Raw genomic sequence first — 26785 nt, 5'->3', positions numbered from 1 at the left:
ATCATGATAATCAATGTTAGCCGCCACTTTAAATGACAGTGTTGAATTACCTATTCAAGATCTGATCCCTTCGTGTTTTCTTGTGCTAGTTGGGCAAAATATTCCTTCGTCAACTTGAACACCACAGGACTTAACAGTGATAGGGCTATCAAGTTAGGAATTGCCATCATGGCATTAAGTGTATCTGCAAGTAGCCAGATAAACTCTAACGAACTGGTTGCTCCTATCGGCACTGCAATAACCCACAACACTCGAAAAGGCACGACGGCTTTCACACCAAATAAATATTGGACGCATTTTTCACTATAAAAGCTCCAGCCCAATATTGTTGTAAAGGCAAAGATAGACAGTGCTATGGCAACCACATAGTTACCAATACCAGGTAATGCAGAGGCAAATGCCATCGATGTTAAGGCTGCCCCGGTTTCACCACTGAGCCAACTGCCTGATACGACAATCGCCAAACCAGTAATACTACAAACAACAATGGTATCAATAAATGTACCGAGCATGGCCACTAAGCCTTGAGCGACCGGGTTTTTAGTTTGAGCCGCAGCATGAGCTATTGGGGCACTCCCCAACCCTGCTTCATTTGAGAAAATACCACGGGCCACACCAAACCGGATTGCAGCCCACACAGCAGCCCCGGCAAAGCCTCCTTGCGCGGCAACTGGCGTAAAGGCACTACTAATAATCAAACCGAAAGCCGCCGGGATGTCGGAAATGTTTATGATCAGAACAACCAAGCCAGAGGCAATGTAAAACCCAGCCATTAATGGAACCAATTTACCAGCAACATCCGCGATACGTTTGATCCCCCCCATCAGTACGAGCCCGACTAAAATCATCATGATCAAACCTGACATTATAGGAGAGATCCCGAAGCTCGACTCAACCGCGGCAGCAACAGAATTAGACTGAACGGTGTTACCAATACCAAACCCAGCTAATGCACCAAAAATAGCAAATGCCGTACCCAGCCATGCCCACTTACTACTCAAGCCGTTTTTGATATAGTACATCGGGCCACCAACATGGTTGCCATTCGCATCCGTTTCACGGTATTTCACTGCACATACCGCTTCGGCAAACTTCGTTGCCATTCCAACAAGCGCAGTACACCACATCCAAAATAAAGCACCCGGGCCCCCTAAAAATATAGCCGTCGCCACACCAGCAATATTACCAGTCCCGATAGTTGCAGACAGAGAAGTCATTAATGCATTAAATGGGCTTATCTCCCCTTTGGCCTCTTCTTCTTTCTCGGGGATCCTTCCTGTCCAGAGTAATTTGAAACCTGCGCCTATTTTCACAATTGGCATTAACTTCAAGCCAAGTGTTAGATAAATACCCACCCCTAGGATAAGTACCAGCATGGGGACTCCCCACACAAAGCCATTTATGGCTGAGACGAAATTCGCTATTGAATCCATCCTTGCGCTCTCTTTTTATATTTACATGTCCAAAAAACATAGGCGTCATTGACTATAAATTCAACATAATAGCGAACAACAATATTCAGAGTCAGACAAATTCAAAACAGCCACTGCAGCGTGAGAGGAATATGAGGGGTATAAAAAAAGCTTCACAAGGAAGCTTTATTCATCAACTAATGAAAGGAAATTTAATCATACAAGGATGATTCACCTTCCGGGCGAGTCTTAAAGCGGCGGTGCAGCCACATGTATTGGTCGGGGGCTTCCATGATAGATCGCTCAACAGCTTTGTTGACATAAGCAGCAGCGGCATCAGGATCGTTATGAGGAAACGCATCCAACGGCGGGAAGACCTTTAGGGTATAGCGACCTGAATCAGTATTGCGCACCATTGCAAAAGGCACCACAGCACAATGCGACGCATCGACCAACAAGCTTGTGCCGGTTGTAGTACATGCGTTTTCAACCGCAAACAAAGGGGCAAAAGTCGAACGTCGCTTACCATAATCATGATCAGGGGCATACCACACTCGCTCGCCTTTACGTAATGCACGCAACATGCCTTTAACGTCTTTACGGTCAATCATGTATTTGTTGGAGCGGATACGACCTGTAAACTGAAAATAATCAAAACAAGGGTTTTTATTTGGTCGATAAACACCCACTCCTGGCGTTTTCATACCAAATGCACGAGCACCAAGCTCAAGGTTCAATGAGTGCACGGCAACAAGTAACACCCCTTTGCCTTCAGCTTCAAGTTGATGAATATGCTCCATGCCTTCATAAGTCACATGGCGTTCAACGCGAATATCTGGCCAAAACCAAGCCATACCCGTTTCAAACATCGCCAAACCGGTATTATCAATGTTCTTCTTCATCAACACATCGCGCTCATCTTGCGACATGTCTGGGAAACACAACTCAAGGTTACGTGCAATGATCTTCTTGCGCTTTTTAATAATACGCATAGCCAAACGCCCGAGAGCTTGCCCCATACGAAATTGTATAAAGTACGGTAGCCAACTGATGAGGTACACCACTCCGACCATCAGCAGGGTTAACCAATATCGTGGATGTAAAAGCGACTTTGTAAAAGTAGGCGCTGTAAAATTACTCATAAGCGGTGATATCCCATTTCTATTTTTATTCATATATATACCTTTTCCAAGCAATCCAAAGCCGGAAAAAACTATATACGGAATTTATATCGAACGCTGCATTCTATTGCGTGGCGATTGGCTATGCAAGAGGATGAAGTTTTGTACCATTAATTTTCAGTTTACATTAAGCGAAAGGGCAGAGATGAAGCAATAAGGATAACAGACATGCAAAAATGCACGGAAGAGTATGTATTACGAATTGGAATTAGTCTCAAACGACAGGGATGACGCAGAAATGATAAGGCTATTAAATCAGCTTGGTGTTATTCAAATAAAGAAATCTGCTCTGGCGTAGCCTAACCTAATTATAATGGCTGGAACCACTCAAAGTGGTGACTTGAATAAACAAGAGGGGTTTATACCCAAGTACCTTGACGCTACTTGGGTATATTGAATCGCAGGGTTACACTGTGCTTGAATGTAATTCAACCGCTTCTTTACCGTATAGAGATGGCTCGCCTTCCGGGCGTGTTTTAAAACGACGGTGCAGCCACATGTACTGACAAGGTGCGGCAAGAATAGCACTTTCAACCGCTCTGTTAATAACAGCAGCGGCCTGCTCTGGGTCATTACGTGGGAACTCTTCCTGCAACGGCGCTAGAGTTATCACATAATCGCCCGAATTATTTTCGCGAACCATTCTAAACGTCATGACTTCGCAGCCACTGTTGTCGACTAACAAACTGGTTCCTGTCGTAGTACAGGCTTTCTCAACAGCAAACAAAGGAGCAAACGTTGAACGCCGGCGGCCATAGTCATGATCAGGTGCATACCATACACGCGATCCTGTGCTCAATGCCTTCAACATCCCTTTGACATCTTTACGATCAATCAATGTTCGGTTGGAGCGGGCTCGTCCTCGGTACTGAACAAAATCAAAACAAGGGTTATTATTCGGGCGGTATATCCCGGTACCTGATTTGTGAATTCCAAACGCGCGTGCCGCGAGTTCTAAATTCAATGAGTGTACAGCAACGAACAGCGCACCTTTGCCTTCTTGCTCAAGCTTTTCGATATGCTCCATGCCCTCTATACGAACATGGCGTTTAACCCTTGCATCCGACCAAAACCATGCCATACCGGTTTCGAACAAGGCTAAACCTGTATTATCTATATTTTTTTTAATGATATCTTTCTTTTCGCGCTCAGCCATTTCTGGAAAGCAAAGATCAAGGTTACGCTCAATCGTAAAACGGCGCTTTTTCATCAGCCCTAGGGCCAAACGGCCAACCCCCTGCCCTAAGCGACGCTGGACAACGTAGGGAAGGCAACTCAGTAAATACATGACTAAGATCAGCAGTAAGGTTGGCCAGTAACGTGGGCTAAGTAGCTTCCAAGAGAAGCGAGGTGCAGCGAATTTGCTCATAAATAATTATCGCAATAGGTAAATTCTAAATAAATTTACCAACTTATAAAAAACGTAAATGTTGTTGAATCATACGCTGAGCACACTCAAAAACATAGCTAAATTATGTTATACTCACGATTAAATGTTCGCCCCATTCAAAAAAGACAATTTATGATAAACCAATGAAAGTGAACGATGTTTTTTCATTGACAAATTGGCAAAAGAAAGCGGCTAAATATCAACACTTCAATCAGTGTGTCATTTTTAGCCGCTTAGTATGATTAATGAAATTAAGCTCTTTTATTACATAGATTTCACTCTAAAAGCCCTCTACTCCCCTCATATCCGGAAGACGGTGCGCGATCCCTTTATGACAATCTATGCACGTTTTGGACCCATCAGCTAATGAGCTCGAATGCTGTACCGATGCACGCTGAGATTGCTGCGTGAAATCCATATAGCTGAACTCATGGCAGTTCCGACATTCAAGGGAGTCATTTTTCTTCATCCGTGTCCACTCACGCTCAGCCATATGCAGACGCCGGGCTTCGAACTTTTCAGGGGTAGAAATCGCCCCTGTTACCCATGCCCATACTTCCTTTGAAGCCTGCATCTTTCGCGCCATTTTATCTGTCCAGTCGTGTGGAACATGACAGTCTGAACAAATCGCCCTTACCCCAGTACGATTATTAAAGTGGATAGTACCCTGGATCTCCTGATACACGTTATCTTCATGGCAACTAACACAAAATGGCTCTGAGTTAGTAAATTCCATTCCGGTATTAAACGCACCCCAAAAAATCACACCGGCTATGAAGCCTCCTAATGTCAAAAAACCAAGACTAAAATACTTCGCGGGTGAACGGATGAGCGTCCACCACTTTTTTAACCATTGCCACATACGCTTCCTCCCTTACTTCTCTTGATCGAGCAGCGTATCGAGATCGGTAAATGATGTGCCAACCAATGGCTTAGCATCGGTTTGCACCACATGACACTGCTCGCAGAAATAACGCCGTGGCGACAGCTCTGCAAGGAAGTTACCGTCTCTATCCATATAGTGAGTGACACTGATCATTCTCGCTTGTGTATCTTCTACCCGGCTACGCGCGTGGCAGGCCATACATTTGTTCGCATTCAAATCTACTTGGTAGTTATCGATCTTATGTGGGATCAACGGCGGTTGCATTGGATAGCTTCGCTTTGGGATCCTGTCGTTATTAATTGTTTTATTCATTTGCGGTGGCTCAGGTTCTCCATTAAGAGGATATTGACGTGTTGTTGCCAATTCATCCCCCTTGATAACCTCAGTTGCCGCGATCACCAGTCCGGTAAAAAACAATAAAAGTACAGCAAATAGTCTAATCATGGTTGTACCCCTATGCCTTTACCACTTTAACAGCACATTTCTTAAAATCTGTTTGCTTAGAAAGTGGATCGGTGGCATCCAATGTAACCTTGTTGATCAGCTGGCTAGCATCAAACCACGGGACATACACCAACCCTTTAGGGGGCTTGTTCCTACCCCGCGTTTCCACCCGTGTAATAATTTCACCCCGTCGTGAAACCACTTTTACCGCATCGCCACGCCGCATGCCGCGTGATTTAGCGTCTTCAGGATGCATAAAGACCTGTGCGTTAGGGTATGATTTGTGTAACTCAGGCACTCGCCGAGTCATTGACCCTGAATGCCAATGCTCCAAAACACGGCCTGTAGATAGCCACAAGTCATACTCTTCATCAGGACTTTCTGCTGGTGGCTCATATGGCAGAGCGAATATCACTGCTCGGCCATCAGGCTTACCATAAAAATCAAAGTCACTGCCCGGTTTCGCGTAAGGATCAGAACCTTCCTTAAATCGCCACAAGGTTTCCTTGCCATCAACAACAGGCCAACGTAAGCCTCGCTCTTCATGGTAAACATCAAATGGGGCTAAATCATGAGCATGACCGCGACCGAACTGAGCATATTCCTCAAATAACCCTTTTTGAATATAAAAGCCATAATCAGTCGACTCGGCATTGCTGTGACCTTCAGCAATATCTTCCAGTGGGAATTCATTAACTTGATCATTGGCAAACAACACATCAAACAGGGTTTTGTCTTTATAGCCAGGGTTGGAGTCCAGCAACTCTTTTGGCCAAACTTCATCCGTTTTAAAGCGTTTTGAAAACTCAACTAGCTGCCATAGATCTGATTTTGCCTCTCCCGGCGCATCCACCATTTGATGCCAAAGCTGAGTCCGGCGCTCGGCATTACCATACCCTCCTTCCTTTTCTACCCACATAGCCGCCGGTAAGATCAAATCGGCAGCCTGAGCAGTGGCTGTAGGGTAGGCATCTGACACAACAATAAAGTTGTCTGGGTTTCGGTAACCCGGCAGGGTTTCTTCATTGATATTGGCGGCAGCTTGCAGGTTATTGTTTACCTGGATCCAATACGCATTGATTTTTCCATCTTTAAGCATCCTGCTTTGCAGCACTGCATGTGCCCCTACTTTACCCGGAATAGTCCCGTCGGGAAGTTTCCATATTTTTTCGGCAATTTTCCGGTGCTCAGGATTATTGACCACCATATCGGCTGGAAGACGGTGAGAAAAAGTACCAACCTCACGCGCAGTGCCGCATGCCGACGGCTGACCTGTAAGTGAAAAAGGACTGTTCCCCGGCGTAGAAATTTTCCCGGTCAGCAAGTGGATGTTATAAACCAAGTTGTTACACCACACCCCACGTGTATGTTGGTTAAATCCCATCGTCCAAAAAGACATAACTTTGGTATCGGGATCGGCATAGAGTTCGGCTAATTCAATCAGTCTGTTTTGTGGAACGCCCGACATCTCGCTGGCCTTCTCCACCGTGTATTCAGAGACGAAATCTTTGAACTCATCAAATGTCATCGGCTCAGAATCGCCGCTATCTGGGTTTTTCGCCTTTTGCTGAAGGGGATTCTCCGGCCGGAGCCCATAACCAATATCCGTCGCACCCCGGCGGAAGTTCACATGTTTACCAACAAAGCTATGATTCACTTTATCGTTTGTAATGATGTAATTGGCAATGAAGTTAAGGATTGCGAGGTCAGATTGGGGCTCAAATACGATCGGAACATCCGCCAACTCAAAACTACGATGTTCAAAAGTAGATAACACCGACACTTTCACATGAGGATTTGATAGCCGGCGGTCTGTTACTCTCGTCCAAAGTATTGGGTGCATTTCTGCCATATTAGAGCCCCACAGAACAAAGGCATCGGCAGCTTCAATATCATCATAACAACCCATAGGCTCATCAATACCGAAAGTACGCATGAAACCGACTACCGCCGAGGCCATACAATGCCGAGCATTGGGGTCAATATTATTAGAGCGAAACCCTGCCTTCATCAGTTTGGATGCCGCATAGCCTTCATAAATCGTCCACTGCCCCGAACCGAACATGCCAATCGCTTCTGGGCCTTTTTCTTTCAGCACCGCTTTCCATTTTTCGGCCATGATATCGAAAGCTTGCTCCCAGCTAATGGGAGTAAAATCCCCCTCTTTATCAAACTTCCCATCTTTCATTCTTAACATCGGCTGTGTCAGGCGATCATCACCGTACATAATCTTTGACAGAAAATAGCCCTTTACACAATTAAGTCCACGATTTACAGGCGATTTAATATCACCATGGGTCGCAACCACCTTGTCATCTTTAACCCCAACATTGACAGAACACCCAGTCCCACAAAATCGACAGGGAGCCTTCTCCCAGGTGATATTAGTTTTCTCTGAATCGGTAACCACATTGCTCGCCACAACTGGTATCGACATACCAGCCGCCGCCGCGGCACTGGCTGCAGCCTGCGCCTTTATAAACTTACGCCGAGAAAATTTCATTGCTATCTCACTCAACTATTGCTTCACGGTAAAAAACACTCACAATCACAAGCTTTTGATATTTATATTTTTACTAGCCTGCTAATACCTGCAAAAACCACACAATAAACCCATAGCCGCCGACAACGGCAACAGCAAGAATGGGAAACAGAACAATGGTAATAAAAAGAAAAGCCTTTAGTTCAGAACGGTGCTGGTTAGCATCACTCATCATTAACTCCAATTAGTCTGAATACTTATAACTCTAGCTAGCTTCCGAGAATTTGATAACTTGATGAGATAAAAACCTTCGTTGAGAAAATCTCGTATTTTTTGTGCGGATATTATTGAGTGCAATACGCACAATATTGATGCTAGGGTGATAAGGCAGAATATTGCTTAGTTTGGTATAAACACTGTTTGAAAAGGGGTTATGGAGTGACGATCAGTAAAACGAAATCAAGCTTTTACCGACGGCTATATGTCGCACACCTGATTAATTCAGGGATAGCAACCGTACCAGATATCCTTGAGTATACGGGCATGCCGCGGCGCACAGCTCAAGATACGATCAAGAGCCTTACCGAGCTTGATATTGTGTGTACTTTCAAGCAAACAAAAGGTGAACGCAATCGCAGTGGAAGATATGAAATAGAAAACTGGGGGGCGATCAACAAATTGTGGATCGCCGAGAATATTGCTGAAATCAAATCGGTTCTGAATTACCCATAATCACAGCAAGTTGGTAGCGGTTACTTTTTCTTATCCATCATCGCTTTAAGATCTGCAAATGGATTAAACGTCGCGGCTTGGTGATCATCTTCACCCGCTTTCACCACACTGCCCATCTGGTTGTCGTGCTCAGTATATTTTTCATGTTCATGGTCATGACAAAACAAGCAGAGCAACTCCCAGTTACTACCATCTGCTGGATTGTTGGTATGGTCATGATCGACATGATGTACTGTTAGTTCACGCAGGTTTGAATAGACAAACTCACGGCTACAACGGCCACACACCCAAGGGTATAGTTTCAGCGCTTTTTCTCGGTAGCCTTGCTCTTGCCGAGCATACGCCGCACTGGTTCCATAAAAATCAGAAGACATTTTCTCACCTAGGATTGATTTTGATTACGTCGCTAGTTTAAAGGATTTCACCATCCAGTGCTGCAAAACAATGGGAAATTCATGAATAGTCTCACTGAATGAAACATTTTGCGCTAAAAATGAAAGATAGGATTGTTCAAAATAACAGGTAAAAGCAGTTTATCATTTTACAAATGGCCAAATGACAGAGTAATGTCAATGTTAATTGGTGCTAAATTAAGCGACAAGACGGCTAAATGCTTAATAGTGGGCAAAAAAATCCCCCCTTTGGGTGTAATGCACCTTGATTATGATAATATTTGCCCTAATTTGTGAATTAAACTCTCATTCATATAGAGAAGACGACATATGGCTTTTGATTTTTCTGAACTAACTGTGGACTTATCGGCAATGCCGACAACGATTGATATGGGCCATGCTTGGCTGGGCGGATTAGTGCTCGTTATGCTGGTACTTTATATCTCGAAGAAAGGTAAACCGGTCGAAGTCGAGAAAGTTGTTGAGAAAGAAGTCGAAAAAATCGTTGAGGTTGAAAAACCTGTCGAGAAAATCATCGAGGTCGAAAAAGTTGTTGAAGTTGAAAAGATCGTAGAAAAGATCGTTGAAGTCGAGCCTAAGCTTAAAACATCGACACCAGATGCTGCACTACAACTTCTTTCCCTGCTTCAGCAAGAAGCACGCTTTATTGACTTCATGCAAGAAGATCTCAAAGGTTTCAGCGATGCTGAAATCGGTGCTGCTGCCCGTGTTATTCATGAGGGTGGCCAGAAAGTACTATCCGAATACTTCAGCTTTGCCCCTGTACGTGCCGAAGAAGAAGAAACACGTATTACATTACCAAAAGGCTTCAACGCTTCTGAGGTTCGTCTTACAGGTAATGTTGTTGGCGAAGCACCTTTTACCGGAACCCTAATTCACCGCGGCTGGAAAGTGACCGACGTTAAACTGCCAAAACTGGCTGAAGGTCACGATGCAAAAATTGTTGCCGCCGCTGAGGTAGAACTGTGATGCAAGAAATTCAAGAACACCGTTATAGTGTTGGTATCGACCTTGGTACCACTCACTGCGTATTATCTTATGTTGATCTGCAAGACGAAGACGCTAGCGTCAACGTCATGCCAATTCCTCAACTTACCACCCCTGGCCATGTTGAAGAAAAAAGCCAACTCCCCTCCTTCATGTATCAAGCTCACGAATCTGAGCTTGCAGAGGGTGATACTGCCCTACCATGGTCTGGCCATCCAAATGCGATTGTCGGCGCAATGGCCCGTGGCCTTGGTAGCAAAACCCCTATTCGCTTAATCGCCAGTGCGAAAAGCTGGCTCTGCCACGGTGGTGTGAACCGTCGTGATGCCTTCCTGCCATTAAATAGCCCGGAAGAAGTCGCAAAAGTTTCACCGGTTGAAGCGACCCGCCAATACCTTGCTCACCTTGCTGATGCATGGAACCATCAACACCCAGATACGCCGCTGTTCGAGCAGGACGTTACTATTACCGTACCGGCATCATTCGATCCAGCAGCCCGTGATTTAACGGCAGAAGCAGCTCGTGAAGTCGGCTTCAAGCACATGACATTGCTTGAAGAGCCACAGGCAGCTGTATACAGCTGGCTAAAAAACAACGACGATACTTGGCGTGATCAAGTTTCTGTTGGTGACGTTATTCTGGTTGTCGATATCGGTGGTGGTACCACTGATTTATCTTTGGTTGCAGTGACTGAAGAAGAAGGTAACCTAACGCTAAACCGAGTTGCGGTCGGAGATCATATCCTTCTTGGTGGTGATAACATGGACCTTGCCCTTGCCTACCGCTTGAAGATGAAGCTGGCACAAGAAGGCAAGCAACTTCAGCCTTGGCAAATCCAAGCGATCACCCATGCTTGTCGTGATGCCAAAGAAGCCCTACTCGGTGACGCAGAGCTTCAAGCTGTACCCATTGTTGTACCTAGCCGCGGTTCAAAATTGCTTGGCGGCACGCTTCAAACCGAGCTGACCCAAGAAGAAGTACAGCAAACGCTAGTTGAAGGCTTCTTCCCTCGTAACACCATTGAGCAGCATCCAGTTGAGATGCAGCGTGGTGCACTGACTCAAATGGGTCTGCCATATGCTCAAGATGCGGCTGTATCTCGCCATGTCGCTGGCTTCCTGAGCCGTCAATCTTCAGCAGTTGATGAACTGTTTGAAAAATACGACCAACTGCACGAAGGGTTTATCCGACCTACCGCTATCCTATTCAACGGTGGTGTACTGAAGTCAGATTTGCTATCTGAACGTTTGCTTTCCATCATCAACAGCTGGCTAACAACGGCTGACAGCCCGGAAGCAAAACTGCTTGAAGGCCTCGATCTCGACTTGGCAGTTGCCAGCGGTGCGTCTTATTACGGTTCTGTTCGTAAAGGCAAAGGCGTTCGTATCCGTGGTGGTATCGCTAGTAGCTACTATGTGGGTATCGAAAGTGCCATGCCTGCAATCCCTGGTATGGAGCCGCCACTGGAAGCACTCTGTGTTGCCCCTTTCGGTATGGAAGAAGGCACTCATGCCGAGGTTCCAAGCCGCGAATTTGGCTTGGTCATTGGTCAGCCTGTGCAATTCAAATTCTTCGGCTCCACGGTTCGCCGTGATGACCCAGCGGGTACCCACCTTGATTGGTGGCAGCCAGAGGAACTGGAAGAGCTGCCAGCTATTCAGGTAACGCTGCCCGTTTCTGATGGCCGTACAGCAGGCGAAATTGTACCGGTTCGGCTTGCTTCACGCGTGACTGAGCTAGGTACACTTTGCCTTGAGGCCATTCCGACTGATGGTGGCCAAAAGTGGCAAGTCGAATTCGACGTTCGCGAGAAATAACATATTGTTATCATAACAACGGCGCCTAAGGGCGCCGTTTTTTTTAGATGAGAACAATTGGCTAGCAAAAAACAATATATTATTGAAATCAAAGATTTGATCCCAAAGATAAAGCCTTCATTAATGCACTTAATGCCCTTTTGGGATACTATCAGAAGCCTTAAAAAGTATTAAAACAACCCGTCTGGAGTAATGCATGACCTCTCCTCGCTTCCTTGTCGGTATTGATCTCGGAACAACTCACACTGTTGTTGCCTACACGCCGATTTCAGATAACCTAGAATCGAGCCCAATCGAGATTTTTGAAATAGACCAACTTATCGCCCCTGGCGAGGTCGCACGTAAACCTCTGCTTCCTTCATTTCGCTACCACCCCGCCACTGGTGAAATTGACCCATCTTTAATGGTACTGCCATGGGATATCGAGCCTGTTGATGGTGATATTCAACATGCTATTGTTGGTGAGCTTGCTAGGGAAATGGGCGCTAAGGTTGAAGGTCGCCAAGTTGTCAGTGCTAAAAGCTGGCTATCACATACCGGCGTCGACAGAACCGAAGCTATTCTCCCTTGGTCGGCTAACAACAGTGTTGAAAAAGTCTCACCGGTCATCGCCAGTGCCAGTTATCTTAACCATGTTCGCCAAGCATGGGATTACCACCACCCAAGTGACAAGCTAAAAGATCAGGAGGTCGTGATCACCGTACCGGCCTCTTTCGACGAAGGGGCACGGGCTTTAACATTGGAAGCCGCCAAACTGGCTGGCTTTGGCGATATTTTACTGCTTGAAGAGCCACAGGCGGTCTGTTACGACTGGTATGCTAAAAACAAAGATCAAGCCGAAGCGCTACTTAAAGATATTCCGTTATTAATGGTCTGTGATGTGGGTGGCGGTACCACCGATCTGAGCTTAATCAAAGTTGGTACCAAGGATGACAAGCTCACACTAGATCGGATCGGCGTGGGTGACCACCTTATGCTGGGTGGGGATAACATTGACCTTGCCCTCGCCCATCTTGCTGAAAAGCGTCTTCATGGTGCCAGTAAGAAACTCAGTGCTTCCGGCCTATCTAAGCTCATCCAACAAACCCGTAAAGTCAAAGAGCAACTGCTATCTGGCAACGCCCCTAATACCGCAAAAGTAACGATGTTGGGCAGTGGCTCTCGTTTAATTGGCGGAGCTAAGAGTATTGATATGACTCGCGATGAGGTTCATCAAATCGCACTGGACGGCTTCTTCCCACAAACAGACTTCAGCGATCAGCCAAGTCATCGCCAAGCCGCGGTTATCGAGTTCGGTTTGCCATATGCGGCGGATCCCGCTATCAGCAAACACCTTGCCCAATTCATTGCCTTGCATGATTCAGTGTGCCGAGAGTCCCTAAAAAATACCGCCCAGGCACCGACAGCAGAACAACCTGCGATCCCTGTTGCTGTATTGCTTAATGGCGGTGTGTTCAACAGTCCTCTATTGTCTAATCGCGTGCTCGATACTTTCTCTCAGTGGAAAGGTGACGGTGTCACTCAACTTGACAATCCGCACCCCGATCTGGCAGTGGCTTATGGAGCTGTTGCATACGCTAAAGCCCGCCACGGTGCACAGCTTAAAATTGGTGGAGGCTCCGCTCGTTCATTTTTCTTAGTACTTGAGAGCAAAAGACGAGAAAAACAAGGACTCTGTCTGCTGCCCAAAGGTATTGATGAAAGTACCGAAATTCGTTTAAAAGACCGCAAGTTTGCTCTAACGCTCGGTGAGCCCGTACGCTTTAATCTGGTTTCATCCACTGACGATAGCCATACCCAAGCCGGTGAAATCTATACCATAGATGAAGAAAGCTTTGTTTCGCTCCCGCCTTTCATTGCTACATTAGACAGTGATCGTGATCGTGCAGAGCTTGCTGCCAATCAGAAAGACCGCGAAGAAGTCACCCTTGCCTGTCAGCTTACTGAAGTGGGGACCTTACAGCTAGAGTGTGTCAGCAACCATGATGACAATAAACGCTGGAAAGTAGAATTCGCTATCCGTAAAGATTTAGCCAAACTCCATCGTGAAGGAGATAACGCCACCCTTGCCGAGTCGGCTTTACCTGCTCGCATGGATGATGCCATCGCGCTGGTAAAACAAGCTTATGGCGGAAGTACCAAGAACAATAACCCAAACACCATAAAAACCTTGCGTAGCCAACTTGAGAAAACACTTGGTAAACGGGACAACTGGGAAACGCCTTGTCTAAGAGAGTTAGCGAATTCACTTCTCGATAGCAAGAAACGTCGCCGTCGTTCAGATCTCCATGAAAGGAACTGGCTGAAACTCACAGGCTTTACCATGCGTCCTGGCTTTGGCTACCCGTCTGATGAGTGGCGTATGGAGCAAGTTTGGCAGCTTTACCAACACGGTGTTCAATCCAGCACTAGCACACAAACGTGGAGCGACTGGTGGACATTCTGGCGTCGTATCGCCGGAGGCCTAAACCAAGAACAGCAATTGGTCATTTACAAAGATATTGCGAAATATATCAACCCAGCGGCCAGTCGAAACAGCAAGCTCGCCAAAGAACTGCAAGAACGCAGCTACGAAGATATGGTGCGATTGGCTGCGAGTTTAGAAAATTTGCCATTCGACAAAAAACTCCAGCTTATTGAATGGATTTTCGGCCGCCTACAGAAACCGCAATATTCCCAAGCACACTGGTGGGCTATTGGCCGGATTGCAACGCGTAGTCCTTTCTATGGTAGTGCACATAATTTGCTCACTCCTCAACATGTCGCGTACTGCTTACCAGAGCTGATGGACTTCGACTGGCGCAAGGATCCAAACATCGCTTTTGCCGCTGTAATGATGTCTAGAATGACCGGAGACCGAACTTTAGACATTAACGAAAACGATCGAAATGACGTTATTTTGAAGCTAAAATCCAGCAAAGCGCCAGAAAGTTGGATAGATATGGTATCAACCGTCAAGGTCTTGACGGAGAGTGAAACTAAGCGCGTATTCGGTGATGCACTACCAACAGGATTACGCTTAATCGATTAAGGTTCTGTTAGGGTTCAGCTGGTAATCTCATCAATCATAAATGAGAACTAACTTTTATTCCTAAGAGATTTGCTCTGGGAATGTTTTTGCCTAGCGAGTACACAACACATGAACCGTTCACAATACAAAGTTATCGCACAGCGGATTTTTAAATCTGACAATCAACGCATTGCCGTTGAGGCTGTGATCTTCGAAGGCCTATCCAGCTATGAAGCTGAAAAGCGCTTCGATGTACCTAAAGGTACACTTTCACGCAATGTACGTAAATACAAGCGTGAAGTAGAATACCTAAATACGGTAGTAGCGGCGTAGTCAATTCGCTCAAATTGAAAAAAACGGAGAATGGTGACATTCTCCGTTTTTTTATACGTGACTTTTGATACTTGGTGGCAAGCGGCTACATCATACGCAACATATCATCGCGTCCTCTTAACCAGCTACTCAACCAGTACAAGCCAATGCCAATACAGAGCATCACTAGGTGAGAAGCAAAACCGAATTCAGCGAAGACTGCATACGCTGACGAACTCGTCAGAATAGAAAATGGCAGGCCATATATTTCTGATAGTACCGCACCAGCTTCACTTGATCCTGTAGCCTGATACATTGCGACTTTAAATAGGATCACTGTCAGAATCGCTGCCAGCAACGGGTATCGAGTTAACTGCGACAAAGCCATAAGCCCCACACCAATAGGAAAAAGGACAATACTCATTAAAGCTAAGCGGCCAAGAAATTCAACCCCATGGATCAGAAGGTTCACCACTGAAATCCCCCAGCTCACCATCACATCTTGGGGCAGCCACAAGGTCGCCATTACCCAAACAATGATATCAGCCGCCATCATTAAGGCTGCAGCAATTAACGGAATGACAACGAGTGCAAAAACCAATTTAACCGCGATAGCCTGGTAATCTGAAACCGGCATCGAGCGCCAAAATAACAAACTACCTTCTTGTTTCTCTTTACGTAACGTTTTCGGAACATAGATAAAAAACAAGACGAGGTACACAATGCCGGCAACCACTTCGTTAAGCTTCCCGACTAATCCAGCAAACGTTCCTTGTGCAATCCCCCAGTCAATAACCCCCTGGCCACTTGACTGCATAGTAAACGAAACATTGTCACCTTGAATTACAAAGACAAAATTGATGATGGCAAAGGCCAACAATAGAAGTGGTAGGCGAATCACAATACGGTGCTCAATCAGCTCTTTCTCGAGGAGTGTTAGCCAAGGTCTCATACTTCCTCCTGCTGCAATGCAATGAACACTTCAGACAAGGAAGGTTCACATACTTCCCCTATAGCAGATAGCTTTTCGGCTTTTACATTGTCAAAAATATACACCGAATCTTTTACCCCTTGTTGTATATATAGGGGTCTTGCCGCTTCGGCTCTACGCTTGTTTTCTTCGCTAACGACGACTTTTTGAAAACGACCTTTAAGTTCATCAACGGCACCGTTCATCACCGTTTTGCCTTTCTTCAAAATTAATAGATCCGTTAAAAGATGAGCGACTTCATCAACTTCATGGCTAGCAATAATCATTGAACGCTCACCTTGGTTGAGCCATTCGACCAACTGATTATAGAAACGCTCTCTGAACATTAAGTCCAAGCCAAGAGTCGGTTCATCCAAAATGAGTAAGCGGACGTCGGCAGACATTATCAATGCCAAATGCAGCTGCACCTTCATTCCTTTTGAAAGGCGGCCAATCTTCGTAGATAATTGGATATCGGTCTGTGATAGGTATTTTGTGGCTAATTCACGATCAAAATTGGGATGGACTCCCGCACTGTATTTAACAATTTGTTTTACTGTCATCCATTCAGGCAGCACGGCAACGTCAGAAAGGTAAGCTAAGTCACGAACAATCGCTACCCGCTCTTTCATTGGTTCATGACCAAAAACACTCAATGTGCCATCATATTCATGCGCGCCGAGCAAGCATTTAATAAGCGATGACTTTCCTGCCCCGTTATGCCCTAAGATGCCTAACACCTGTCCAGGTGCAATTGTAAAACTAACCCCCATCAAAGCACGGAACTTACCATAGCTTTTTCCAAGCTGGTGTGCATTTACCAACGTATCCACTATTTAACCTTTCGCTTATTGTCTATTACTACATAAGCATACTATCAGGTTCACAATAGCCCTAATACACTTTGTTACCTACAAGGTTAGATATGAGTGTGTGAATTTACTGACATTAAGACAGTACACTGCTGAGGGAATATGGCATAAAGAAAATGTGCCAATCAAACAATCGACACATTAAAGAGGTATAGTAAAACCCACTCTCATTACATCAGAGTGTGCATTTCCAAAACAAAACTATGTTTGGGACGCCGTTATATTAACCCTGCAACTTTCTAATTGAATGCAAGTTAATGTCGACAAATAAGAATTCTAAAGGCGGTTTTATTCTTCGATTTTATCAACAAGCTCTTCCGGTTCAACACCGTCTTTTTCCATGAGAGCCAGAATTTCCATCATTCGAACTTGACGGGCCTCATTTTTAAACTCATGAAGAACAGCAATAAGGTTGTTAATTTTGTGCAAAGGCATACGTTTAATCACGGCCTTTTGGCGTCCAGGCACCTCATCAGCGAAATCAATAAGCACTTGTCGATAGTCAACACGCTCTTCTTTTGTTACAACACCTGTTTTCGTATCAACTTTTACAGTTTTCGCTTCAACACTATTAAGCATTGCTGATAACGCTTTTTCAGCAGCTGCAAAGTTATCCATCAATATTACCTCTTAAATTGAATATCATGCATTAAGGCACCCGTTAATTATTGGGCTATTCAAGCAATGTAATGATGATATGCAAATAACATTCAAATGATTTTACCTTGCATCAAGAGCAAGAAATTCTTTTCATATTGGACCACAGTCAATGCAGCACATAGGTTGTCAGAAGCAATGAGTGGCAATCGTTAGGAACTACAAAGGGTAGATGCGCTGATAATACCTCGTGTTAGGATCCTTGTGAACATAAATTTAAGGAATTTATCAAATATTCAGCAAAAAGCAGGGTTTTACTGCATATTGATAGTGTGGACTAGAGAGAACACTTTAGCAAATTAATCCATAGGCCGTCTTTGTATTTATCCATTCTCGCATCCAAGCAACTATCGCTGAACCAAACACCTTGCAGTATCTTAGGTATAGGTAAAGTTTCTAATTAATAATGAGAGGCAGGTATTATTTTTGGACATTTACCCTACTACTTTATAGAACTTGTACTGTAAAATCTCTTTTATCAATTGCTAACATGATGAATACAAAGCCTTTTGGCGGACATTAGCGCAGTTTGGTAGCGCACTACTCTGGGGGAGTAGGGGTCGCTGGTTCGAATCCAGTATGTCCGACCAAAATGTTTTATTCTCCCCATAGCCCACGGTACAGTCGATGCGGTTTCAGAATAAAGCCTGTAATTGACGATGATTTAACACAACACATTCAATGAATTAGGTTAAACTATCCCTACCTGATAACGAGTAAAATTCTCTTACGTTGATTTTTTATGTCAAGCCAAGGTATCTTCAAATATTAGGCGCATCGCTACATTGTTTTAAGCGCTCATAGAAGCACAAGGGATTTAACAAACACATGTATTTTTTCGTTAGCCATAAGCATACAGTATGCCTGGCCTCATTATCCATCACCCTAATAACCAAATCGCTATGAAGCTATTTAATATCATACGCTTAGCTTCAATTTGCTGCATTCTACTCGTATCGTCTATTTTGTTGATCGACCGCTGGTTCTCCGATCAAGCCTCGCCTCGTATCTTTGATAACATTCAAGCCACTCCTGCCCGCTCTGTTGGGTTAGTACTAGGTACCAGCAAATATATCGCTAAATCACTCAACCCCTATTACCTGTATCGCATAGATGCTGCTCAACAGTTATATAAAGAAGGGAAAATCAATATTTTGTTACTCAGTGGTGATAATGCCCATCGCTCATACAATGAGCCGTGGACCATGAAGCGTGACTTACTTAAAGCCGGTATACCCAATCAAGATATCGTACTGGATTACGCTGGATTTCGTACGTTGGACTCTGTGGTAAGGGCAAAGAGTGTTTTCGATGCCAATCATTTTGTCATTATCACCCAACGTTTTCACTGTGAACGAGCATTGTTTATTGCAGATCGTAATGATATTGACGCTATTTGCCTTGCTGTCCCAGAGCCTAAAGGTCTAGCCGGATTAAAGATCCGCACCCGGGAAGTCCTTGCCAGAATCAAGGCTGTTATTGATGTATATATCCTTGACATGCAACCCAAATTTTCCGGCCCTAAAGAACCTATAGAAAAAGAGCCGCTAGAAATTGAAGGTCCTCACCTTCCGAAGTAACGACAGGTGAAGTAATTATTCGTTCATTTACTTTGTTATAGATGGCTTGGTCGCTGGCTGAGCCTGATTACCTTTTGAAGGTCCATCGAACGACTTAATAAATTTTGCCCTGACATTGCGCACATGTAACTGGGCATCCTGCCTAACGCGCTTTTGAATCCCTTGCTGTTTCATATTCCCTGCCAGATTAGATCAATTGTTCTTCATTGTTCGTTGAAATATGATACATCCAGCATAAGGGCAGGAAAATAGGCATAGACCACCTCTATTTGTCATTTAGAGCAATATCACAAACTGCTGCAACTTACTGCCAGTTCCGCGTCAACATGGCAATTTACTGGCTGTGGCTCCATCAGAAAATGGGTAACTTTATACTCATTCCCACTTTACAGCCTCACACTTCAATCAATCAAAACGTCAAACCACCAACAAATCGACACATCAGGATTAACAAAACAAAAACAACTGGTAACATTTATCTCGAGTCAGCTTAATCCAAAAGATTGCACTAGATAACTATAATCAGATGAAAGGAAACAACGATGACAGCCTTGACGATGACACTACGCAAGTGGCTGTTTGACCGGAACAGTATTATTCTTCTGGCAGACATAGCCCTCTTTACTCTACTTTTGAACACCCTACCTTTTGAGAAAAACGTGGTAGTTGGCCTTAGTATTCTTGCTTTCGTTGCAGTACTTTGGCTAACAGAAGCACTGCACGTTAGCATTACTGCAATTTTGGTCCCCATCCTTGCCGTCGGCTTTGATATATTCCCTACCCCCGCGGCGTTAAGCAATTTTGCCAACCCAATTATCTTCCTATTCTTGGGAGGCTTTGCTCTTGCAGCCGCGCTACATAAACAAGAATTAGATAAGGCTATTGCGGATAAAGTCCTGATTATTGCCCAAGGGCGTATGTCTGTTGCTGTATTTATGTTATTTGGTGTTTCAGCCATGCTGTCAATGTGGATCAGTAACACAGCCACGACAGCCATGATGCTGCCACTTGTCCTTGGCGTATTAAATAAAGTAAATGCCAAGAGTGAACGTAGTACTTACGTATTCGTACTGCTAGGTATTGCCTACTGTGCAAGTATCGGTGGTATAGCTACGGTAGTTGGTAGCCCTCCTAATGCTATCGCAGCAGCGGAAGTTGGCCTGAGCTTTACGGAGTGGATGGCATTTGGTTTACCCGTATCTATTGTGTTGTTACCTATAACGGTTGCCCTGCTTTACTTTGTGTTGAAGCCAAACCTTAACCACACCTTTGAACTTGACCACAAACCTGTCGAATGGAATAACAGCAAACTGGCAACGTTAGTCATTTTTGGCATCACAGTCATGCTTTGGATTCTCAGCAAACCGATCAATGGTATGCTCGGTGGAATTAAAAGTTTTGATACGCTGGTTGCCCTTTCAGCCATCGTCATGCTTGGTGCATCACGCGTGGTTCAGTGGAAAGACATCGAGAAATCTACAGACTGGGGCGTATTGCTTCTGTTCGGTGGTGGTATCTGCCTGAGTAACGTATTAAAAGCCACTGGCACAAGCGTCTTCCTGGCACACAGCCTAAGTGGTTTCCTAGAGCAAGCAGGCCTATTCTTCACTATCTTAGTCATTGCAGGCTTCGTGGTCTTCCTCACCGAATTCGCCAGTAACACCGCAAGTGCAGCGCTATTAGTACCTGTGTTTGCAACGGTCGCCGAGGCGCTAGGCGTTTCACCTGTTATTCTATCTGCCTTAATCGCCGTCGCTGCTTCTTGTGCATTCATGTTACCTGTTGCGACGCCTCCAAATGCCATTGTTTTTGGTTCTGGACACATCAAACAGTCCGACATGATGAAGGTTGGTATATATTTGAACGTGCTTTGCATCGCGGTACTTTCTTCCCTTGCCTACCTGTTCTGGTAATCAAAGCTAAATATAACAAGGGCGGTCAATGGACCGCCCTTTTCGATACATATGGGTATACCAACTTAGTCGACGAATCTTATACCAATCTGGATAAGTCGTTGATCAAGTATTTATGTAGGTTGGTATCACTGTTCATCTGCAGGAAAACGCACACCTATAATTGCACGTGCTTGCGTTGTAATAGCACTGACTATTTGACTGCGGATAAGCCCCTCGTGACTAACGATACTGGCGTTAAATAAACGGGCAAACTCTTCGGCTTCATAACGCATCGTATTTTCATCTTGCTCAACGGATAAGTCGACTACAGGCTCATCTCGGCGGCACAATTTAACACCACGGCACTGGGAAATGAAATCCACCAACAACGTACCCTGCTCACCTTGTATCTCACTTGCAATAAAGCCATCGCTCACCTTGGAATGGGCAATAGTGACATCGAAGTCTTGATAATGCAGCACCAAAGTTCCATGCGCATCAACACCTGAGTCCAATAAAGACCCCTGTGCCGTCATGCTGCCTGGTTCACCAAAAAGCGCAATAGCACAGCTCAATGGGTAAACCCCGATGTCCATTATCGAACCATTAGAGAATACCGGGTTAAAGGTGTTAGGGTTCTCACCGTTGAGATACTTTTGGTATCGAGATGAATACTGGCAATACGAAAAGTATACCTTCCGTAGCCGACCTAATTTTGGTAACGCCTTCTTAATGACGTCAAAGTTAGGAACATATGTCGCAACCATAGCTTCAAACAATAGCACTTGTTTTTCCGCTGCAAGAGCAACGAGCTCTTGAACTTCGGTAATATTGGATGCCAACGGCTTTTCGCCAATCACATGTTTGCCCGCATTAATAAATACTTTGGCCTGAGGCGCATGCAGTGAATTAGGGCTGGCAATGTATACCGCATCAATAACATCGCTATTTGCCAGATCATCTAGCGAGTCATAACACTTAACTTGACCATATTTACTGGCGAACTCCGACGCTTTGTCCAGTGTTCGGGAGTAAACCGCCGTCAACTGGTAGTGACCGGTTGACAATGCCGCGCTGATAAAGCGATCCGTAATCCAGTTTGTACCGATTACACCCAAACGAATCATTGGTTATATCCTTATGGTTATTGGCTATAGGCCCAAGCTACTTCAACACGTTACTTGGGTATAAGCAGTTTAACAAATACTCATAGCGGACATAACCACAATATCTGAATGTAAGCAGGTTACATGTCTTGTGTTAACAGTCAGTTATGGTTTACTTTGATTAGGTCGAATAATAATGACGAGTGACGCTATGTACTACGCGGAAATTACCGGATGGGGCAAATGCCTCCCTCCAACAGAGCTCAGTAATGATGAGCTTAGCCAATTCGTTGAAACATCGGATGAATGGGTTCGAACTCGTACAGGTATCGAGTCTAGGCGAATCAGCCATGTGAATACCTCAGATCTAGCTCGTGTTGCTGGCGCTCGGGCGCTTGCAGCCGCTGGTGTGGATGCATCTGAGTTGGATTTAATCATTATTGCAACTTGCTCTCCTGATACTTTAGTGCCGAATATCGCCTCAAAAGTACAGCTCGATCTGGGGGCAATCAAAGCGGCTGCCTTTGATATGAATGCGGCTTGCACCGGGTTTCTTTATGGTCTGGAAACGGCAACCAAAATGATTCAGGCTGGTAACTATCAGCATGTTCTGGTGGTTGGTGCTGAACGCCTTTCATGGTATCTAGACTGGAGTCAGCGCGACACTGCTGTATTATTTGGTGACGGAGCGGGAGCTGCAGTCTTAAGCCGTTCAACGCAACATTCAGGACTGCTTGATGCACAATTGGGCTGTGACCCTGAAGGAAGAGATGTTCTCGCCATCCCTGAATTTGGTACGGCTATGGATCGTTTCAACCCTGACGCAGGGCACTTTGCCTTTAACTTTGTTGGCCGGGAAATTTTCCGACGCGCAGTACGTGGCATGGGTACCGCTGCGAACACCGTGTTACAGCGTGCGAACTTAACCCAAGACGACATTGATATTGTCATTCCCCATCAGGCAAACCAACGCATAATTGAAGCGCTGTGCGACCATGCAGGTATCCCGCAAGACAAAGCCTTCATCAATATCCATAAATACGGTAATACATCGGCGGCCACTGTGCCTATCGCACTGTGCCTATCGCACTATGCGAAGCCGTCGAGCAAGGACGAATAAAACCTGGCGATACCATTTTATCGGCCGCATTTGGTGCCGGCCTGACTTGGGGGGCGGCAGTCATTAAATGGGGGCAACGTGTCACTCCCGTTCACAAGACGGAAATAGCGCTACCAGATTGCCACCAAACAGCGACTGAATTACTCGAGAACGCGATCAAACACTGCAAAAAGTAACTCTGTACCTAAGTTACCTCAAGGTACAGGATATAGAAACCCCGTTAGCCCATTGAGTACCCTTCCTAACACAAAAAAGCACCACTATAAGTGATGCTTTTTTTGTTGCAAAAACATGCTTACTATTGCTAATTCCGAGTACGATTACGACCCCGGTTTTTGTGGATTTGGGATTTCGCCTTAGCCCGGCGCTTATCACTTGAACGACCACGACGGCGATTTTCAGGCGGCTCGTAGCTAGGGTCTGGTTCATACCCTTCTAGCCATTGCTGGGGCAATCTTGTATCGAGTAGCTCTTCAATAGCACGCAGTGCCCACTCTTCATCAAGGCTCATCAGAGAGATAGCATGTCCTGTTTGCCCTGCTCGGCCTGTACGGCCGATTCGGTGTACATAATCTTCGGCTTTGAACGGCATCTCATAATTGATGACATACTCCAGCTGTTCAATATCAATACCGCGAGCTGCGACATCCGTTGCAACCAAAACTCTCGCTTTACCTGACTTAAAGTCATCCAGAGCACGCTGGCGTGCCCCTTGGCTCTTATCACCGTTGATAGACACGGCCTTGATGCCATCTTTGCCAAGCTCTTTGGCAAGTGCATCCGATCCCTGTCTGGTTTTAGTAAACACTAACACTTGCTGCCAGTTTCTAGAGCCAATGAGGTAAGCCAGCAATTCGCTTTTACGGTGTTTGTCGACTGGATATACCATTTGTTCAACAGTAACCGCCGTACTGTTACTTGGCGTTACTTCGATCAGCTTAGGGTCATCCAAAATATCAAAAGCGAGCTTTTTCACTTGTTTACCAAATGTCGCAGAGAAGAACGCGGTCTGGCGATCGACACGCATCCGCTTAAGGATACGCTTGATGTCATCAATGAAACCCATGTCCAGCATGCGATCAGCTTCATCCAGAACCAGGTAGCTGACCTTACTGAGATCAACCGTACGTACATGTGCATGATCAAGCAGTCGCCCTGGTGTCGCGACAAGAATATCAACCCCAGACTCCAACGCTTTTACCTGCACTTTCATACTGGTTCCACCATAAGCAACGGCAACCTTCAACGGTGTATTTTTTGCGTATAACGATAAGCTGTCAAAAACCTGCTGTGCGAGTTCTCGGGTAGGTGTCAATATCAACGCTTTAACCTGCTTAGTTTCAGTGTCAACATCACTTTCTAGTAAACGGTGGATCAACGGAAGCCCAAAAGCAGCAGTCTTTCCGGTCCCCGTTTGAGCACCAGCCAACACATCGTGACCTGCTAATATTTCGGGGATAGCCTGAAGCTGTACTGGTGTTGGCTGTTCAAAACCGAGTGAAGAAACGTTTTCGACGAGTTGGTGATTCAACCCCAGCGATTGGAAAGACATGCAAAATACCGACAATTTTCAAAAGAGGCGGGATTTTAACAAAAAAGCGGGTGAAGTGTGAAACGATAAAAAAGCACCGCCGAGCGGTGCTTTTGAATTAGCGAATAGTAACGGCCGTTTTACCCAACTAACTTGGGTATCTATCTTACTTAATATTCAGGAATGCAGCACCGCGAACACCGCCGGAATCACCGTGTTTTGCTTTGATGATCTTAGGGCACTTCGCCACAGACAGTAGATACTTAGGAATGCGCTTAGGCATCTCTTCATAAATCAATTCAAAATTTGAAAGGCCACCACCCAGTGCTACAACATGTGGGTCGGTTGCAGTAAATAGGTTAGCAAAACAGATAGCAAGTAGCTCCATAAAACGCTCTACGTGCTCAACAGCTTTAGCTTCGCCTTCCGCATGGGCTTTGATGATCTCAATCGCTTTCTTTTCTTCACCGTAATAATGCGCATACAGCAGTTCGAAACCACGACCAGACAAGTAACTATCTAAACAACCTTTCTTGTCACACCCACAGCCAAGCAGTGGCGCATTGTCACCTAAATGGAACCATGCATCAAGTGGGAGTCGGGTATGGCCTACTTCACCTGCAACATGGTTACGGCCTGAGAACACCTTACCTTCGTAAATAAAGCCGCCACCAAAACCGGTGCCCAAAATCAAGCCTAATACTGAAGGCTCATCTTGTAGCTCTTCATCCCACGCTTCAGATAGTGCGAAGCAGTTTGCATCGTTTTCAATTTTGACCGAACGACCAATTTTCGCTTCAAGATCTTTACGTAGCGGCTTGCCTTTTGCTGCTGGCACGTTAACGGTGAGAACAGTACCGTCATCGGCATCTTCCATTCCTGGTAGACCTAAACCGATAGTGCCCTCGCAACCATACTCTGCATCGTATTTATTGACCAGACTTGCGATAGTCTCAACTAACAGCTCATAGTCGCCAGTCGGGGTTGGCACACGCTCTGTGGCTACTCGCTCAAGTTTTTCGTTAAACGCGCCAAACTCAATTTTGGTTCCACCCACATCAAAGCCGTAGTACATCCTGCACTCCAAAAAATAGTAAAAAAACGAAACTGAAAAAATTATCCACATAACTACACCTACAGACTGTGACGAGGTGCAGATTTAGCAGGGTGGTATGGTGCTACCTATCGCGTTTGCTGAAAGAAACATCAATAAATGTCATAATTAGAAGACAATGCAATACTCTTTTACATTCGACGTGCAGTTATGCATAGGTTCCCATGTACTCATGTAACTGGCTGATTGCATTGTCGTCTGGTAATACACGGTTCATCTTGCCAATCATGTAGCTCTCGCGAAACACATCGAACCACAAATCCAATACATCGGCATTTTTCTGCTCACCATAGAGATCAACAATACGAGCTGCGACTTCAGCGGTCCCTAACTGATTTTCTTTAGAGGCTTCACGTACCTTGTAGCGAGAGGGCTTCTCCGGATTGATAGACAGTACCGGGAACTGGTTCAAGTAAGGGCTCTTGCGAAACATCTTCTTAGCTTCAGCCCAGCTGCCGTCGAGCATGATAAACAGTGGTCGCTTATCTGACTCAATCTCAACTCGCTCAGCAACACGCTCAGGAGCCGCATACTCAGCAGGAAAAACGACATATGGCTGCCACTGTGGGTCTTCCACTAAGGCAAGCATCTCAGAGTTCGGCTCAGTCCGTGACCAAATGAAGGCATAGGTATCTTCAAACAAGTCGGCTATCAAGCGGCCTGTGTTGCTTGGCTTGAGAACCTCGTCGTCATACATCACCAACAAAAAGGCGGCGTTGGATGAAATTTCCGGCTTGCTGGAGCAAATACACAAATGCTTGCGTAACATACAGAATAAGCAGCGCTCTACTTTACCGCCGCGGGCTAGGAACGGACGAGTAGAACGAGCAAGGCGCTCATCATATAACTTATGAACAGCATGGATACGCATAGA

General features: G+C 45.3%; 22 protein-coding genes, 1 tRNA gene and 1 pseudogene. 9 read left to right on the top strand and 15 right to left on the bottom strand.

The genetic code is table 11. The features are described 5' to 3' along the window. Positions 1-50: 50 nt before the first annotated feature. The 7 genes from NHN17_RS13640 to NHN17_RS13610 all read right to left on the bottom strand — a co-directional run bounded on the left by NHN17_RS13640 (position 51) and on the right by NHN17_RS13610 (position 8027). Positions 51-1433: an alanine/glycine:cation symporter family protein gene (locus NHN17_RS13640; protein WP_444964451.1), complete on the bottom strand. Its 1383-nt coding sequence runs from the start codon at positions 1431-1433 to the stop codon at positions 51-53. Between the two features lie 191 nt (positions 1434-1624). Beyond that, entirely contained in the window at positions 1625-2554 is a 930-nt protein-coding gene (gene lpxL / locus NHN17_RS13635; RefSeq protein ID WP_255043117.1) for an LpxL/LpxP family Kdo(2)-lipid IV(A) lauroyl/palmitoleoyl acyltransferase, read from the bottom strand. Positions 2555-2999: 445 nt separating this feature from the next. Then, positions 3000-3962: an LpxL/LpxP family Kdo(2)-lipid IV(A) lauroyl/palmitoleoyl acyltransferase gene (gene lpxL / locus NHN17_RS13630; protein ID WP_255043116.1), complete on the bottom strand. Its 963-nt coding sequence runs from the start codon at positions 3960-3962 to the stop codon at positions 3000-3002. A gap of 301 nt (positions 3963-4263) precedes the next feature. Next, a complete protein-coding gene (locus NHN17_RS13625) occupies positions 4264-4845 on the bottom strand; it encodes a NapC/NirT family cytochrome c (protein WP_255043115.1) in 582 nt (193 codons plus the stop codon). Positions 4846-4857: 12 nt separating this feature from the next. After that, entirely contained in the window at positions 4858-5313 is a 456-nt protein-coding gene (locus tag NHN17_RS13620) for a nitrate reductase cytochrome c-type subunit (protein WP_255043113.1), read from the bottom strand. Positions 5314-5323: 10 nt separating this feature from the next. After that, positions 5324-7816 carry a nitrate reductase catalytic subunit NapA gene (napA, locus tag NHN17_RS13615; RefSeq protein WP_255043112.1) on the bottom strand — a complete coding sequence of 831 codons (2493 nt, stop codon included), beginning with the start codon at positions 7814-7816 and terminating at the stop codon, positions 5324-5326. A gap of 73 nt (positions 7817-7889) precedes the next feature. Then, positions 7890-8027, bottom strand: a complete 138-nt coding sequence (locus tag NHN17_RS13610) for a periplasmic nitrate reductase, NapE protein (RefSeq protein ID WP_255043111.1) — start codon at positions 8025-8027, stop codon at positions 7890-7892. Positions 8028-8233: 206 nt separating this feature from the next. On the opposite strand from NHN17_RS13610, the gene NHN17_RS13605 reads away from it, so the two are divergent. Next, positions 8234-8527, top strand: coding sequence for a winged helix-turn-helix domain-containing protein (locus tag NHN17_RS13605; protein ID WP_255043110.1), 294 nt, complete (start codon positions 8234-8236; stop codon positions 8525-8527). A gap of 20 nt (positions 8528-8547) precedes the next feature. On the opposite strand, the gene NHN17_RS13600 is transcribed toward NHN17_RS13605, so the two are convergent. After that, positions 8548-8901, bottom strand: a complete 354-nt coding sequence (locus tag NHN17_RS13600; protein WP_107348817.1) for a YajD family HNH nuclease — start codon at positions 8899-8901, stop codon at positions 8548-8550. A 348-nt stretch (positions 8902-9249) separates the two neighbouring features. Here NHN17_RS13600 and NHN17_RS13595 point away from each other — a divergent pair, with 348 nt between their 5' ends. From NHN17_RS13595 to NHN17_RS13580, 4 genes are all read left to right on the top strand, one after another. Continuing rightward, complete coding sequence (locus NHN17_RS13595; protein WP_255043109.1) at positions 9250-9909, top strand: DUF2760 domain-containing protein; 660 nt, start codon at positions 9250-9252, stop codon at positions 9907-9909. Further along, positions 9909-11744, top strand: coding sequence for an Hsp70 family protein (locus tag NHN17_RS13590; RefSeq protein ID WP_255043108.1), 1836 nt, complete (start codon positions 9909-9911; stop codon positions 11742-11744). The genes NHN17_RS13595 and NHN17_RS13590 overlap by 1 nt, the downstream gene beginning before the upstream one ends. Positions 11745-11940: 196 nt before the next feature. Beyond that, positions 11941-14775: an Hsp70 family protein gene (locus tag NHN17_RS13585; protein ID WP_255043107.1), complete on the top strand. Its 2835-nt coding sequence runs from the start codon at positions 11941-11943 to the stop codon at positions 14773-14775. 108 nt (positions 14776-14883) lie between these two features. Continuing rightward, on the top strand, positions 14884-15087 hold the full coding sequence (locus NHN17_RS13580; RefSeq protein WP_255043106.1) for a helix-turn-helix domain-containing protein: 204 nt from the start codon (positions 14884-14886) through the stop codon (positions 15085-15087). Between the two features lie 85 nt (positions 15088-15172). Here the strand turns inward: NHN17_RS13580 and NHN17_RS13575 are convergent, their stop codons facing one another. The 3 genes from NHN17_RS13575 to NHN17_RS13565 all read right to left on the bottom strand — a co-directional run bounded on the left by NHN17_RS13575 (position 15173) and on the right by NHN17_RS13565 (position 17526). After that, positions 15173-16018: an ABC transporter gene (locus tag NHN17_RS13575; RefSeq protein WP_255043105.1), complete on the bottom strand. Its 846-nt coding sequence runs from the start codon at positions 16016-16018 to the stop codon at positions 15173-15175. Then, positions 16015-16869 carry an ABC transporter ATP-binding protein gene (locus NHN17_RS13570; protein WP_255043104.1) on the bottom strand — a complete coding sequence of 285 codons (855 nt, stop codon included), beginning with the start codon at positions 16867-16869 and terminating at the stop codon, positions 16015-16017. Before NHN17_RS13570 ends, NHN17_RS13575 begins: the two co-directional genes overlap by 4 nt. Before the next feature lie 327 nt (positions 16870-17196). Beyond that, positions 17197-17526 carry a hypothetical protein gene (locus tag NHN17_RS13565; RefSeq protein ID WP_255043103.1) on the bottom strand — a complete coding sequence of 110 codons (330 nt, stop codon included), beginning with the start codon at positions 17524-17526 and terminating at the stop codon, positions 17197-17199. 552 nt (positions 17527-18078) lie between these two features. Between NHN17_RS13565 and NHN17_RS13560 the strand changes: the two genes are divergently transcribed. The 3 genes from NHN17_RS13560 to NHN17_RS13550 all read left to right on the top strand — a co-directional run bounded on the left by NHN17_RS13560 (position 18079) and on the right by NHN17_RS13550 (position 21058). Continuing rightward, positions 18079-18155: transfer RNA gene (locus tag NHN17_RS13560), tRNA-Pro, on the top strand. 312 nt (positions 18156-18467) lie between these two features. Then, complete coding sequence (locus tag NHN17_RS13555) at positions 18468-19145, top strand: SanA/YdcF family protein (protein ID WP_255043133.1); 678 nt, start codon at positions 18468-18470, stop codon at positions 19143-19145. 542 nt (positions 19146-19687) lie between these two features. Then, complete coding sequence (locus NHN17_RS13550) at positions 19688-21058, top strand: SLC13 family permease (protein WP_255043102.1); 1371 nt, start codon at positions 19688-19690, stop codon at positions 21056-21058. A gap of 128 nt (positions 21059-21186) precedes the next feature. On the opposite strand, the gene NHN17_RS13545 is transcribed toward NHN17_RS13550, so the two are convergent. Beyond that, entirely contained in the window at positions 21187-22167 is a 981-nt protein-coding gene (locus tag NHN17_RS13545) for a Gfo/Idh/MocA family protein (protein WP_255043101.1), read from the bottom strand. Between the two features lie 190 nt (positions 22168-22357). Here NHN17_RS13545 and NHN17_RS13540 point away from each other — a divergent pair. Further along, a pseudogene (locus NHN17_RS13540) lies at positions 22358-23442 on the top strand (ketoacyl-ACP synthase III). A 128-nt stretch (positions 23443-23570) separates the two neighbouring features. Here the strand turns inward: NHN17_RS13540 and NHN17_RS13535 are convergent. The 3 genes from NHN17_RS13535 to NHN17_RS13525 form a co-directional block, all read right to left on the bottom strand. Further along, positions 23571-24818, bottom strand: coding sequence for a DEAD/DEAH box helicase (locus NHN17_RS13535; protein WP_255043100.1), 1248 nt, complete (start codon positions 24816-24818; stop codon positions 23571-23573). 145 nt (positions 24819-24963) lie between these two features. Next, positions 24964-25872 carry an N-acetylglucosamine kinase gene (gene nagK, locus NHN17_RS13530; protein ID WP_255043099.1) on the bottom strand — a complete coding sequence of 303 codons (909 nt, stop codon included), beginning with the start codon at positions 25870-25872 and terminating at the stop codon, positions 24964-24966. Between the two features lie 187 nt (positions 25873-26059). Beyond that, entirely contained in the window at positions 26060-26782 is a 723-nt protein-coding gene (locus tag NHN17_RS13525; protein ID WP_255043098.1) for a tRNA-uridine aminocarboxypropyltransferase, read from the bottom strand. Positions 26783-26785: the final 3 nt, after the last annotated feature.

Source organism: Photobacterium pectinilyticum (assembly GCF_024357955.1).
Lineage (GTDB): Bacteria > Pseudomonadota > Gammaproteobacteria > Enterobacterales > Vibrionaceae > Photobacterium > Photobacterium pectinilyticum.
This window is presented reverse-complemented; position numbering and strand designations above follow the sequence as displayed.